Raw genomic sequence first — 13,732 nt, 5'->3', positions numbered from 1 at the left:
AATATAATTTGTGAATTGATTTTAGTACAGAGTTAACTATTGACATTCTATAATAGCCTCGTTATTTTGGCAATTCCTATCTGTGCCAGGAATTATACCAAATCTGGGTATCATATCCGCAGAATGCCGATCGCCCTTGTGGGGTGCGTCGCTACCAACAATTCTCGCTACTGACTTTCGATTCGACCAGCGACGCACCATACTACATTACTGTTTAGATCCCCAAAGAAGGGAAATATCGCTGTATTGCTTGAACATTGAATCAGCACTCACAAGCGTCATGTCCTCTACCTGAGCCTGGGCAATCAGCATTCGATCGAACGGATCGCGATGATGTAATGGTAACGCAGCGGCTCGTAAAGCATGAGCTGCTGTAATTTCCAAATACTGCACACCTAACTGCACCATGCGACTATTAATGTAGCTATCTATCGGGTCTGGCAGTGGCAATTTGCCGATCGCAACTTTGATACCTATTTCCCAAATACTAGCAACAGAAAACCACAATTCGTTCGTTTCGTCAACAATTTGTGCGATCGCCTCCTCACTCAATCTTTCTGGTTGGGCAAACCACCACAACCAACACTGCGTATCCAACAAAAGCTTCACTTTTAATCCCCCTCGAATGCTGCCAAAATCTCTGTTGGTAAAGGAGCGTTAAAATCATCTGGCACAATAAATCTCCCTCGATCTTGCCCTAAACTAAGTCGTCGATTGGGTGAACTGCGAAACGGAACTAACTTCGCTATGGGGATAGATCCGTTTGAAATAATGATTTCTTCTCCAAGTTCCACACGGGATAATAGTTCTGAGAGATTCGTTTTAGCCCGATCGATATTTACGCTTTCCATACTCTTAAAAATTTAAATCTATAAATTAAGTATAATCGATCGCCCGAAAAGCTAAATCTCCTCGATCGGCCCCGCTGCGACTAGAGCAAAGCGGGGCAGAAAAACTTGCAAGCTACGGGTTCCGCCTGCGGTAAGCTAAAGGGACTTTAGGAACAGAATGGAATACTGCCAGGGCTTACCTCTGTTCTACCCTCAATAAAATCGTTAATCTGTGTATCGATCAAATTATCAGGTTTCGCAGGCAATCGCATTTCACCGATCGTCGTACCTTCAGGAACGCCACTTAACCAGGCCTGCGCGATCGCCTTCGACATTTCCTGTTCGCTCGCCGTCAAATCTTGTTGCAAAACTGACATATTTCTTCCTCTGTTAGATACACTTAATCTGGTTCGGGCAATTAATGCGGATACGGTACAACAGTCCCATCCGCTTGTCAACCCCTCTCTCGCTCACCAGAAACACCAACTCTCCTGAAGCGGCCCCGCTGCGACTAGAGCAAAGCGGGGCCGAAAAACTGGCAAGCTACGGGTTCCGCCTGCGGTAAGCTAAAGGGACTTTAGCAAGACTTAGGTGCCAAACCAGGGGCTATATCTGCTCGACCCTCAAGCCAAGTGCTAATCTGTTCGTCTGTCATATCATCGGGTTTGGGAGGTAGGGGCATTTCATAAATCACCGTCTCCCCTTCAGTACCTCGAAGGACGGGAACTGCATTGGGAGCCTGATTTACTTGGACTTCTACGAAATCTTCCAAAATTAACCCATTGTCTCGCAGCGTGGCTGCGGGCTCGTTGAGTAGACGGTTATACAAAGCTTCGTCCAACCATGCTTGACTAATCAGTCGGGCTATTTGTGTTTCCCAACTTTTCCAATCCTGGGGAAATGCCATAATTTTCTCCTAGCTCCCTTTTGCGGGAAATATAGATTTTGCTGTTATTGTATAACAGATGAGTTCTCTACAGTCTCGATAGCAAATATTTGCTCCTTGTTAGTGGTATGCATAAATCTACCTGTCAGTCCCCCCAGTCTTCTCGCTCACCCGACAGTCCGCCAGGGAATTAATTCCCTGTCTAATAGCGAAAGTCCTCTGAAGAGGACTGAAAAACTCATTAGTCCTCTTTAGAGGACTTTCGCTTTGAGGCAGGGGTTTCAACCCCTGCCGGACTGATGGACTGAGGGAAAGAGCGTTAAGTTGGCACCAATAGGCACGGTTCCGTGTCCCTACCCGTTATCTGAAAACTGCTATATTTAGACCTCTTGTGGAGTAGGCAGGATGCCTGCTTTTGACCAGATTAGGCTAATATCACTAACAAGCACAATACCAACTAGGGCACACACTATGCTCGGACTTAACGGATATCGCATTGTACAAGAAATTCACAGCGGCGTAAAAAGTCTGGTTTATCGAGGCTACCGGGAACGCGATCGACAACCTGCGATCGTTAAAATCCTCAAATCCGAGTACCCCACTCTGGAAGAAGTCACCCGCCTCAGAAATGAATACAAAATTGCCCAACCCCTAGACTGTCCCAGCATCACCAAAGTCTACAGCCTAGAAAACTATCGTAACAGCTTTGCCCTGATCTTAGAAGATTTTGGCGGCTCCTCCCTCGACTACTTACTTGCTAACCAAACCTTACCTGTAACAGAAGTCCTGAGAATTGCCATTATCTTAATAGATGCCTTAGATTACTTGCACCGCCATTCGATTATTCACAAAGATATTAAACCGGCAAATATTATTATCAACTCTGCCACAGGCGAAGTTAAACTCACTGACTTTAGCATTTCCTCCCGCCTGCAACAAGAGAATCAATCTGCGAGCAACCCATCAGAACTGGCGGGTACTCTCGCCTATCTCTCCCCAGAACAAACCGGGCGGATGAACCGCTCGGTAGATTACCGCAGCGACTATTATTCTTTAGGAGTTACTTTATACGAAATGCTCGCGGGTCAGTTACCTTTTGCCATTGAAGACCCGATGGAATTAATACATTGTCACTTAGCTAAACAGCCGTTACCGCTTTGTGAAATTAGAGAAATTCCCCAAGTTATTTCTGATATCGTCATCAAACTCTTAGCCAAAACCGCAGAAGAGAGATATCAGAGCGCAGCGGGATTAAAATTTGACTTAGAAAATTGTTTAAATCAGTTGCTTGCTACAGGAACAATAACACCTTTTGCCATTGCCACCCGCGACAAAGGTAGCCAACTCCTGATCCCACAAAAACTCTACGGCCGCGAACAGGAAGTAATAGAATTACTAGCCGCCTTTGAAAGAATCAGCCAATCCCCTCTAACCCCAACATCTCTAACCCCCAACCCCCTTACTAAGGGGGCTTTAGAGCCAGCAGAATCCCCTCTTACCCCAACACCTCTTACCCCCCCCTTCTTAAGGGGGGCCGGGGGGGATCAAACCTATGCTTCAGAAGCAGAATCCTCCCCTCTTACCCCCCCCTTATCAAGGGGGGCCGGGGGGGATCAAACCTACGCTTCCGAACCAGAATCCTCCCCCACTCTAACCCCCCCCTTAGCAAGGGGGGCCGGGGGGGTTCAAAACCATGCCGAAATGATCCTAGTATCCGGCTATTCCGGCATTGGCAAAACCGCCATCGTCAACGAAGTTCACAAACCCATACTCCGCCAACGCGGTTACTTCATCTCCGGCAAATTCGACCAATTTAACCGCAACATTCCCTACTCAGCGATCATCACCGCTTTTCAAGCCTTAATCAACCAATTACTCACAGAAAATGCCGCCCAAATTGCCAGTTGGAAACATCAACTCTTAGATGCCCTCATCCCCAATGCCCAAGTCATCATTGATGTCATCCCCGAAGTAGAATTTATTATCGGCCCGCAGCCAGAAGTGCCGCAATTAGGGCCAACAGAATCACAAAACCGCTTCAATCGAGTTTTTCAACAATTCCTCAAAGTCTTTTGTCAGCCACAGCACCCCGTTGTCCTGTTTTTAGATGACTTGCAGTGGGCAGATGCAGCCTCCCTGAAACTGATGCAACTGCTGATGGGTGACTCTGACAGCAAATATTTGTTAATTATTGGAGCATATCGCGATAACGAAGTCAACCCCACTCACCCTTTAATTCAAACCTTAGAAAAAATCCGCGAATCCGGGGCTAATCTCAACAATATCACCGTCCAACCTTTAGCCATCAATCACGTTAGCCAACTGATTGCCGATACTCTCAATGAATCCGCAGCCACAAAACGCATTCAATCTTTTTCACAACTCCTGTTTAGCAAAACCCAAGGCAACCCTTTCTTTTTAACCCAACTGCTGAAAACCCTCGCCTTGGAAAACCTGCTGCATTATGAAGCCAGCAGCGACAAATGGCAATGGGATATCGAGGCAATCCAAGCCATTGGCATTACCGATTTAAACGTTGTCGAACTGATTGCTAGAAACATCCAAAAACTGCCAGAGGTTACTCAGAAAGCCTTAAAACTTGCCGCTTGTATTGGCAACACTTTCAACTTAGATGTTTTAGCGATTGTCAACGAAGCATCAGAATTAGTAACGGGGGCGCAGTTGTGGCCAGCACTTCAGGCGGGTTTGATTTTGCCCCTCTCCGAAGCCTACAAAATTCCCCTGGTATTTGTCGAGTCGGAAGCTGAATCAATGCGGCTGCAAGATGTGAAAGTAGATTACAAATTCTTGCACGATAGAGTGCAGCAATCTGCCTATTCTTTGATTCCCGAAACCGAGAAAAAATCAACTCACTTCCAAATCGGTCAATTACTGCTGCAAAATACGACAGCAGAAGAACGCCAAAACAATATTTTTGCCCTGGTTAATCAATTGAATTTTGGCATAGAGACAACGACAGAGGAATTACCGCTACTGGCCGCACAGTCAGATAAAAACCTGTTAGCAGAACTTAACTTGATTGCCGGTCAAAAAGCTAAAGCATCCGCAGCCTTTGAAGCGGCTGTTAATTATTTTAATCTCAGTTTGGGACTTCTGGCTGCCGATAGTTGGCAGAGTGATTATGACTTGACGCTGCCTATCTACGTGGAAACCGTAGAAGCTGAATATTTGAACGCTAATTTTGCACGGGCAGAACAGCTTTTAGAAGTTGTACTGCAAGAGGCGAAAACGCTTTTAGATAGGGTGAAAGTTTACGAAGTTAAAATTCAGTCTTATATTTCTCAATACAGGATGTCAGAAGCCATAGAGACAGGACTGGAGGTTCTGGAAAAATTAGGGATATCGCTGTCAGAAATGTCGGAAGAACCCGGAATTTTGATTCAGGCAATTTCAATAAAGCTGGCAAAAGAAAATAAAGAAATTGAGGATTTAGCCAACCTTCCCGAAATGACAAATCCTTATCACTTTGCCGCAATTCGGATTCTTTTAACAGTTACTTCTGCTGCTTATATTACGAACCCCGCCTTACTGTCTAGGCTTTTATTTGTAATGGTGGATCTCTGCCTAACTTATGGCAATCCTCCTTTAGCTGCTGGCGTGTACGTCAATTATGGTGTCTTTTTGACTGTTCGTGGAGACATTGATTCAGGATATAGATTTGGTCAGCTATCTTTAAAATTGCTGGAGCAATTTAATTCAAAACAGATTAAAGTGCTTGTTTTACATTATTTTAACTCATTTATTCGACATTGGAAAGACCATGTTAGAGAAACCATAGAGTCTTTGCAAAACGCTGTTATTAGTGGGCTGGAAACGGGAAATTTAGAGTATGCCTGCTATACAATTCTAAGTGATAATTACCATAGTTTTTATGCCGGAATTGAAATTGAATATCTCGCAAGTAGAAGCCAAGATTACACATTATTAATTTGTAAATTGAAGCAACATTTTGCGATTGAATTTATAAAGATGTATCATCAGTTGATGTTAAATCTGATTGGTGAATCAGACTATACGACTCTATTGATTGGGAAAGACTATAATGAAGTAGAAAATCTTCAATCTGCACAAAAAAACAATAACTATTTTACTCTTTTTTATATTAATGCTGCTAAAACCTTTCTATCTTATTTATTTAAAGCACCCGAAACAGCCCTTGAAAATGCTCGACAAGCAGATAAGTATAAAGCACCTGTTAGCGGGATGATCATGATAGGTCAACTCAACTTTTACTACTCCCTCAGCCTCCTCGCTCAATATCCCAACGTCAGCGAAACCGAACAGAGAGAATATCTCGAACAAGTAGCCACCAATCAACAAACAATGAGACATTGGGCCAACAATTGCCCCGCCAACTACCAACACAAATACGACCTAGTAGAAGCCGAAAAAGCCCGAATTTTAGGAGACTACCCCGCAGCCATCACCCTCTACGATGCGGCCATCAGCGGAGCCAGAGAACAGCAATACACGCAAGAAGAAGCCCTCGCCAACGAACTCACCGGCGAATTTCACCTAACTCGCGGCCAAGAAAACATGGCCCGCTTCTTCCTCCTAGAAGCATACTACTGCTACATCCGCTGGGGAGCCAAAGCCAAAGTCAAAGACTTAGAAACCCGATATCCCGAATTCTTCGCCAAAATCAACGCTCAAAAACCCCCAGAAACCAGCCTCACCTTAGCCACCATCATCACCAGCAGCGGTAATTCAGAGGGCTTTGACCTAGCCTCCGTCTTCAAAGCCGCCCAAGCCATCTCCAGCGAAATAGTCCTCAGTGAGTTGCTAGCAAAACTAATTAAAATCGCCATAGAAAATGCCGGCGCGCAAACCGGATATTTGCTGCTCAAACACTCAAACACATTCACCATAGAAGCCGTCGGACAAGTCGAAGGCGACAACATCACCCTCTCACAAATCCCCCATCAACCCCTCGCCGAAGTCCTCCCCACGAGCGTCATCAACTATGTAGAAAGAACCCAAAAAAGTGCCGTCTTAAACAATGCCACCACCGAGGCGATGTTTGCCGCAGATCCCTATATCATCGCCCATCAAACCAAATCCATACTCTGTACTCCCATCATCAATCAAGGTCGCTTCATGGGTATAGTTTACTTAGAAAACAACCGAGCCGAAAAAGTATTCACCCCAGCCCGACTAGAAGTTTTAAAACTCCTATCTTCCCAAGCCTCCATCGCCTTAGAAAATGCTACTTTGTACCAAACCTTAGATCGAAAAGTAGAAGAGCGCACCGCCCAATTAGCCCAAGCTAATGCAGAAATATTGGTTTTGAACGAACGCCTAAAAGTAGAAAACCTTCGCATGAGTGCCGAACTAGACGTAACCCGCCGCCTGCAACAAATGATTTTGCCGAAACAGCAGGAATTAGAGTCAATTGAAGGGCTAGAAATTGCTGGATTCATGGAACCCGCTGATGAAGTTGGCGGCGACTATTACGACGTACTAAATCACGGCGGTCAAGCCACAATTGGCATCGGCGACGTGACAGGACACGGTTTAGAAAGCGGCGTATTAATGATTATGGCGCAAACAGCAATTCGCACTTTGTTGGTTCACAATGAAACCGACCCAGTTAAATTATTGCAGACAGTCAACCAAACGCTTTTTGACAACGTAGAGCGCATGAATTCCGGTAAAAATATGAGCCTTTCTTTGCTGGAATATCGCGACAACACCCTGCGTTTGAGCGGACAGCACGAAGAGGTGATTCTCGTGCGTGACTGCGGCGAAGTAGAGCGGATTGATACCATCGATTTAGGCTTCCCGATCGCCTTGGAAGCCGATATTACCGATTTCATTGCTACTGCTGAAATACAGTTAAATTCCGGGGATGTTGTCGTACTCTACACAGATGGAATTACCGAAGCTTTTGATATGAATAAAGAGCAATACGGTATCGAGCGATTGATTGAAGTTGTTGTCCTTAACAGGGAACAGTCAGCAGCAGAAATCCAGCAAGCTGTTATTGACGACGTGCGGCGATACATCGGGGAGCAAAAAGTATTTGATGACATTACTTTGGTAGTAATCAAACAGAAGTAATACTAATTCTCTAAAATCGTGCAACACTCTTCGACCCCCCCTAGCCCCCCCGCTGCATTGCGGGGGGAACAAGGTATGATATAGAGGACACGGCAGTGCCGTGTCCCTACAATCGATCGCGGTAGGGAAACGGCACTGCCGTGTCCTCCGTTTATATCATTCCGATGAAGAGCGGAATTGATATGAGTATGATATAGAGGACACGGCAGTGCCGTGTCCCTACAATCGATCGCGGTAGGGAAACGGCACTGCCGTGTCCTCCGTTTATATCATTCCGATGAAGAGCGGAATTGATATGAGTATGATATAGAGGACACGGCAGTGCCGTGTCCCTACAATCGATCGCGGTAGGGAAACGGCACTGCCGTGTCCTCCGTTTATATCATTCCGATGCTAACGGAATTGATATGAGTCATGTCAATCTTAAACTAGAGTGCGATCGACCGCACAGCAATAATTCTTTACAAGTCCGACTCAAAAATTTCATCTTAATTTCATTTATATGTGAAAAGCTGAAGATAAATAGCAGTTTTAAGGATATAAAATATATGAAACCAATCTCATTAAAAACAGGCTTGGCAGCGCTGATATTGACCGCAGCCGCCCTAAGCAGCGGAGTGCTAGCAGCTTGTTCAAAAACCAGTTCCAGCCAAACTCAAGCCCCAAATATTACCGCAGCAACCGAAGCAAACAACAAGCAAGACGCGGCACAAAGCGGCGGCACGGGTGGCATGAATCATGGCACGAATCACAATATGTCAATGGATTTAGGCCCTGCTGATGCCGACTACGATTTGCGATTTATTGATGGCATGACAGTACACCATCAAGGTGCTGTAAACATGGCAAAAGAGGTACTCAACAAATCAAAACGCCCCGAAATCAAAAAGCTAGCAAATAACATAATTGCCGCTCAAAACCGCGAAATCAATCAAATGAAAGAGTGGCGAAAAACTTGGTATGCCAAAGCCAGCAGTACGCCAATGGCTTACCACGCTCAAATGGGTCACATGATGGCAATGACTCCCCAACAAATGCAAGGCATGATGATGAGCATGGATTTAGGGGCCGCTGACGACCAATTTGACTTGCGATTTCTCAATGCGATGATTCCCCACCACGAAGGAGCTTTAGTGATGGCCCAAGATGCTTTGAAGAAGTCTAAACGCCCCGAAATAAAGACATTATCTCAAGCGATTCTGACTTCGCAAAAGCAAGAAATTGAGCAAATGAAACAGTGGCGGCAAGCTTGGTACAAACAGTAATTTATAGCCTTTCTCAGAAAGATGAGGTACTGTCGGGCATAGGGCATAGGGCATAGGGCATAGGGCATAGGGCATAGGGCATAGGGCATAGGGCATACCTCACTTTTTCGAGAACCGCTATAGCTCCCCTCAACAAAACGTGACACCAATCCACAATATGAGTGATATCAATTCCGGCTGCGGAATGATATAGAGCAATACGGTTCAGTTAAGGAAAATTGTAGCGAAAATGTTGGGCGGAGTGAAACGGAGGGTTCGTTATTGTGATATAGAGGACACGGCAGTGCCGTTTCCCTACGCCAGATTAATTGTAGGGAAACGGCACTGCCGTGTCCTGATTTCGGGTGATATTAATTCCGATGCAACCGGAATTGATATGACATGAATCACAGTACGTCAACACTTCAAGAAATACTTGGTTCCCAAAAGCCAGAAATTGAAGACAGGAAAAAGTGGCGACAAGCTTGGTAGAAACAGTAATTTAGCTCGACTGGGGCTGTCAGCATTTGTCTGACTCAACCTCAGTTTCATGAGATTACGTAAAAATACGGTAGACAATTGAGCAGGACTACCTCTAAAGTAGTAGGTAAGTCAGTAAAAAGCTATATAAAGGGAGTTGGTCATGATCTTGAACAGCTTGGAATTAAACACAACTTATCAATCAAATGCAGCCGTAGAAGAGATAGTTACCACAGTTAAAAAGGAAACTGAAGCGCAAGAACAGATCCTCGCAAAACCGGAAAAAAATCTACAGCAAAATCGCTTGTCATTAGGCGAAACTTATCTTCGTATTTTAGAAGCCGGTGGGCATCTGGGCTGCTGATGCGAAATTTCATCCTAATTTCATTTGGCAGTGAAAGACTAGGTTGAGTAGAGCATTTCTAGCTCTCGGTCATTGCTTAGCGGTCGCTTCTTGGAAAATGCGAAGAAGTAGCTTTAGTTAATTGGGTTCACTTGCTTACTTTGGCAAAATACCAACCCCTAAGCTTTTGGCACTCAACCTGATTTAAAGGATAATGCCAACGATGATATTTCACAAATGTTCTCACTTAGCAAATATTAGCAGCATTTCTGTAACTTTGTTAAGCCTAATTTTGTTAACTTCTCCCGCCCCTGTTTTAGCACACGCCGGACACGGAGATGAATTTCACCAAAGCGGCGAAGCAACTCAAATTCCTGCTTCTATTTCTGTAGATGCTGAAACCTCGAAGCGGATTGGAATCAAAGTTGAGCCGGTGAAAGCTCAGCGACTCGCTGTCGGCATTAAAACTACCGGACAAATTGAAACTTTACCAAATCAAAAAGTAGAGGTTCGGGCTCCCGTCAGCGGCACTGTGGTTGAGTTGCTAATCAAGCCGGGGGACAATGTTTCTAAAGGTCAACCTGTCGCTGTTTTATCGAGTTCAGAATTAGGGCAATTGCGCGTGGAGTCGATCGCAAAACGAGCCGAAGCTGAAGGCGATTTGCAGCAGGCGCAGGCTGAGTTTAAGTTAGCTAGAGAAAATTACGGTCGCCAATTAAAAATATCCGCAGCGGAAATCGCACAAGCCCAAACCCAACTGACAGCAGCAACCAAGCAGTACGAGGGAGAGCAAGACTTGGTAAATAACCGTTCAGTTGTGAAAGTAGCTAAAGAAAACTATCAGCGTCAGGTTGAGATATCGCAAGCAGAAATAGCGCGGGCAGAAACCGAATTAACGGTAGCTAAAGAACAGTTAGAGCGCGACAAAGAATTAGTGGCAGCAGGAGCGATCGCGCGGCGGACAATGCTGGAATCGCAAGCTCACTTCGCCGAAGCAAAAGCCGCTGTTGCTAAGGCAAAAAGCCGTCCCGAAGTTATCACAGCCCAAACCGAAATTAAACAAGCCGAAGTAGACCTCCCAATGCGGGAATTGCGGGATGCCCAAGGCAGAGTTGCAGAAGCAAAAGCTCAACTTACCAGAGCTCTGAGCCGCCGGGAAGTTCTAGAAGCAGAAGCTCAACTCAAGCACTCTCAAGCTGCATTAGAAGTAGCTCAGTCCCGCGTTCGCCTCAGCAGTTCAGCTTATCAAGCGCGGCTGCAACAGTTAGGAACTATTGCCAACGAAAAAGGACTTGTTACCGTTGTAGCTCCCATTGCAGGCACTGTAGCCGATCGCGAAATCACTTTAGGAGAATCAGTAAACTCGGCGGAAAAACCGCTGATGAGCATATTAAACGACAGCAGCGTCTTTGCCACAGCAAATATTTACGAAAAAGACCTGAATCGGGTAAAGCAGGGTCAGGAATTGACGGTAAAAGTTGCTAGTTTGCCAAACCGCACTTTCAGGGGAAAAATTAGCTTAATTGGCTCGGCAGTAGAAGGAGAAAGCCGCGCTGTGCCGGTGAAAGCTTTATTAGATAATGCTGAAGGAATTTTGAAGCCGGGGATGTTTGCCGAGTTGGAAATTTTCACCGACAAAACTGCAACAAGTATTTTGGCAATTCCTGTTTCCGCAGTTGTAGAAGCAAGCGGCAAACAATTAGTTTACGTCAAAAACGGCGATGCGTTTCAAGCTGTTGAAGTCGAACTCGGTCAAACTTCCGGGGATTTAGTAGAAATTAAGAGCGGTTTGTTTGAGGGAGATTCGATCGTTACTCAGCGCGCTCCTCAACTTTACGCTCAATCTTTGCGGGGCGGCCATAAACCCTCAAAAAGCGAGGAAAATTCCAAGATAACAGGGGTTAAGCTTAACAGTTTTCCGGTGCCTTTGTGGGCGGGTATAGGGGGAGGAATTGCGATCGCATCTTTGACTTTTGCAGCCGGGGTTTGGTGGGGAAATCGGCGCAAACTGCCAACCCTAGCAGCAGCTCAACATCATGCCGTAAACAATGGTTTTTCCGCCTACGAACCGGTGTTGAACGATGAATTGCTGTTACACAATGACAACCATCACGTTAAAACTGAAGAGTCAGAAGTCAAGAGCTTGAACTAAAGATTTTGTTGAATCTAGCAATTATAACTACATGAAATGACTTAAAAAGGCGGAATAGAAGATGGTAAACCAACTCGCATAAATAAACGTGCAAATGCCTGAGAAAGGTGTTCTAGGTAAGGAGATTTTAACCGCCAGCGATCGTTTAAATTACTAGCCTGTTTCAACACATATTCGTAAGGCAAGGTTTGGATCTCTCTAAAATTTACAACCAGTGATTCTTTGTTATTATCTGGGTTCGTTGGTGATGCCAGCAGGTGCAAACCTTCTGTTCTCCCTCTTAAAACTTCATTCCATTTTCCTTTTTTCTTAAATGCTTCGTTATTTTCCTCAAATTCTGAAATATGGTAAATTGCACAGAGCACTACCTGAGCTACTTTTTTATTATCCAGATCGCAGCTTTGGGTGAGAACAATTAAATCGAGTTCATTAACTTCTATTTGTACGTCTTGAATTTCACTGTTTTTGCCAAAATTTGTTGGGTCAAATACTGGTATTGGTACGATACACCCAGGCAGGTAATCACCTTGCCTGAGTGTTGATTCATTTACCTGCTGCCAGAAAGGTTCTACGATCATTCTTCATCGAAAATATACGGCAGAGGTTTTTTACGCCCTTTGAACTGAGCGCGCATGATTACTCGTTCCGAACGCTTTGGCGGTACTGGATGCCAGTCTATTTCGCCAATGCTTTCTAGAGCTTGTAAGTAGTGTTTTACAACTGTTAAATTCCGCAACACTTCATCAGCTAGTGCTGCAAGTTTTCGGCCTTCAGGACTTTGTAATTGAGCTGTGGGTTTTGGCTCTAACACCAGCAATTTTGGTGATGGTGAAACGCCATTAGGACGTAGGGGGGTAATTGTAGCCATCAGTTAATCGACTCCCTTATGCGTTCTGTAATGCAAGCTTCAAAAGCTATGTTTTTTTGTTCGTGCATTTGTTCTAAAATGTGCCAAAGCCCTATTTCATCATGAGGAATATACCCTTCCAAAAATAAGTCTAAATCCAATATTATAGAAACAAAATCAGGTGTGGGAGGTGGAACTATTGCTTGGTTAATAACCAGCATTGTTCCCAAGTTTTCTTGCGGAATTTGTAGCTGCATAAAGTAGCCACTTAATCCTTGTGGCAAGTCAGGGGAAACTTCCGGAAATGTCCTCAAATACTCTTTGAGATCGCCAATCGGTAAAGGAATATCTAGCCTGTTAATATACCTGAGTGCTAAACGAACAATTGCTTCTGGATGTGTCACCGACTGATAGATATTCCACAGTCGCTTTGCTTCATCCCGAAAATTTTCCCAACAGTCGTAAGGGGCAAGCCGACTGAATGCGAAAGCATTTAAACGCAGTTGAAGAATTTGTTTTTGGTCGCCGCGGGAGGCTATATAGCCAATTGGAGATTGGCTGGCTGTTGCCCCAACACTAGCACCTGCCATCATTTGTCCCTGAAAAAGTAACACCTCTTCACGCTGAGGATACTCAGCCTGAATGCTGGAGTACACCTGCGCCAAATTGTCAGGTTTAACTTCTGGTGGAAGTTTAACTTGTATATCAATCAAGGCTTCGGTGATTGGGGCGTGCGAGTAGTGTTTTGGTGCTTGCATAATAACTATTGTAAGCTGCATTGTCAAAAATAGCAACATAGGTTATATCATTTGAGATGTGAGATTTTAGATGACTTATTAATCAAGGTGGGAAGTTAAAATATTTCATCC

The 13,732-nt window shown here is 44.8% G+C and carries 11 protein-coding genes; 4 read left to right on the top strand and 7 right to left on the bottom strand.

What is annotated here, in order from left to right; translation table 11 throughout:
* Nucleotides 1–207 precede the first annotated feature (207 nt).
* The 4 genes from QUA02_RS01405 to QUA02_RS01390 form a co-directional block, all read right to left on the bottom strand.
* Nucleotides 208–609: a type II toxin-antitoxin system VapC family toxin gene (locus tag QUA02_RS01405; RefSeq protein ID WP_333024702.1), complete on the bottom strand. Its 402-nt coding sequence runs from the start codon at nt 607–609 to the stop codon at nt 208–210.
* A 2-nt stretch (nt 610–611) separates the two neighbouring features.
* A complete protein-coding gene (locus QUA02_RS01400; RefSeq protein ID WP_333024701.1) occupies nt 612–851 on the bottom strand; it encodes a type II toxin-antitoxin system Phd/YefM family antitoxin in 240 nt (79 codons plus the stop codon).
* 146 nt (nt 852–997) lie between these two features.
* Nucleotides 998–1,207 carry a hypothetical protein gene (locus tag QUA02_RS01395; RefSeq protein WP_333024700.1) on the bottom strand — a complete coding sequence of 70 codons (210 nt, stop codon included), beginning with the start codon at nt 1,205–1,207 and terminating at the stop codon, nt 998–1,000.
* A gap of 200 nt (nt 1,208–1,407) precedes the next feature.
* Nucleotides 1,408–1,737 (bottom strand): hypothetical protein, encoded by a 330-nt coding sequence (locus QUA02_RS01390; RefSeq protein ID WP_333024699.1) that lies wholly within the window; start codon nt 1,735–1,737, stop codon nt 1,408–1,410.
* Nucleotides 1,738–2,187: 450 nt separating this feature from the next.
* Here QUA02_RS01390 and QUA02_RS01385 point away from each other — a divergent pair, with 450 nt between their 5' ends.
* From QUA02_RS01385 to QUA02_RS01370, 4 genes are all read left to right on the top strand, one after another.
* Complete coding sequence (locus QUA02_RS01385) at nt 2,188–7,797, top strand: AAA family ATPase (protein ID WP_333024697.1); 5,610 nt, start codon at nt 2,188–2,190, stop codon at nt 7,795–7,797.
* A gap of 548 nt (nt 7,798–8,345) precedes the next feature.
* Nucleotides 8,346–9,062 (top strand): DUF305 domain-containing protein, encoded by a 717-nt coding sequence (locus tag QUA02_RS01380; RefSeq protein ID WP_333024696.1) that lies wholly within the window; start codon nt 8,346–8,348, stop codon nt 9,060–9,062.
* Between the two features lie 622 nt (nt 9,063–9,684).
* Nucleotides 9,685–9,885, top strand: coding sequence for a hypothetical protein (locus QUA02_RS01375; RefSeq protein ID WP_333024694.1), 201 nt, complete (start codon nt 9,685–9,687; stop codon nt 9,883–9,885).
* Nucleotides 9,886–10,087: 202 nt separating this feature from the next.
* Entirely contained in the window at nt 10,088–12,016 is a 1,929-nt protein-coding gene (locus QUA02_RS01370) for an efflux RND transporter periplasmic adaptor subunit (RefSeq protein ID WP_333024693.1), read from the top strand.
* A 41-nt stretch (nt 12,017–12,057) separates the two neighbouring features.
* Here QUA02_RS01370 and QUA02_RS01365 read toward each other — a convergent pair whose 3' ends face one another.
* Genes QUA02_RS01365 through QUA02_RS01355 form a run of 3 tightly spaced genes read right to left on the bottom strand, consistent with a single transcriptional unit; the run spans nt 12,058 to nt 13,621 of the window.
* Entirely contained in the window at nt 12,058–12,594 is a 537-nt protein-coding gene (locus QUA02_RS01365; RefSeq protein ID WP_333024691.1) for a hypothetical protein, read from the bottom strand.
* On the bottom strand, nt 12,591–12,884 hold the full coding sequence (locus tag QUA02_RS01360) for a hypothetical protein (RefSeq protein ID WP_333024689.1): 294 nt from the start codon (nt 12,882–12,884) through the stop codon (nt 12,591–12,593). The genes QUA02_RS01365 and QUA02_RS01360 overlap by 4 nt, the downstream gene beginning before the upstream one ends.
* Nucleotides 12,884–13,621 carry a TIGR04255 family protein gene (locus QUA02_RS01355; protein WP_333024687.1) on the bottom strand — a complete coding sequence of 246 codons (738 nt, stop codon included), beginning with the start codon at nt 13,619–13,621 and terminating at the stop codon, nt 12,884–12,886. Before QUA02_RS01355 ends, QUA02_RS01360 begins: the two co-directional genes overlap by 1 nt.
* Nucleotides 13,622–13,732 lie beyond the last annotated feature (111 nt).

The organism is Microcoleus pseudofavosus SVA1_A4 (genome assembly GCF_036700565.1).
Classification (GTDB): domain Bacteria; phylum Cyanobacteriota; class Cyanobacteriia; order Cyanobacteriales; family Microcoleaceae; genus Microcoleus.
Note: the sequence above shows the minus strand (reverse complement) of the source record. Positions and strands in the feature narration are given on the sequence as shown.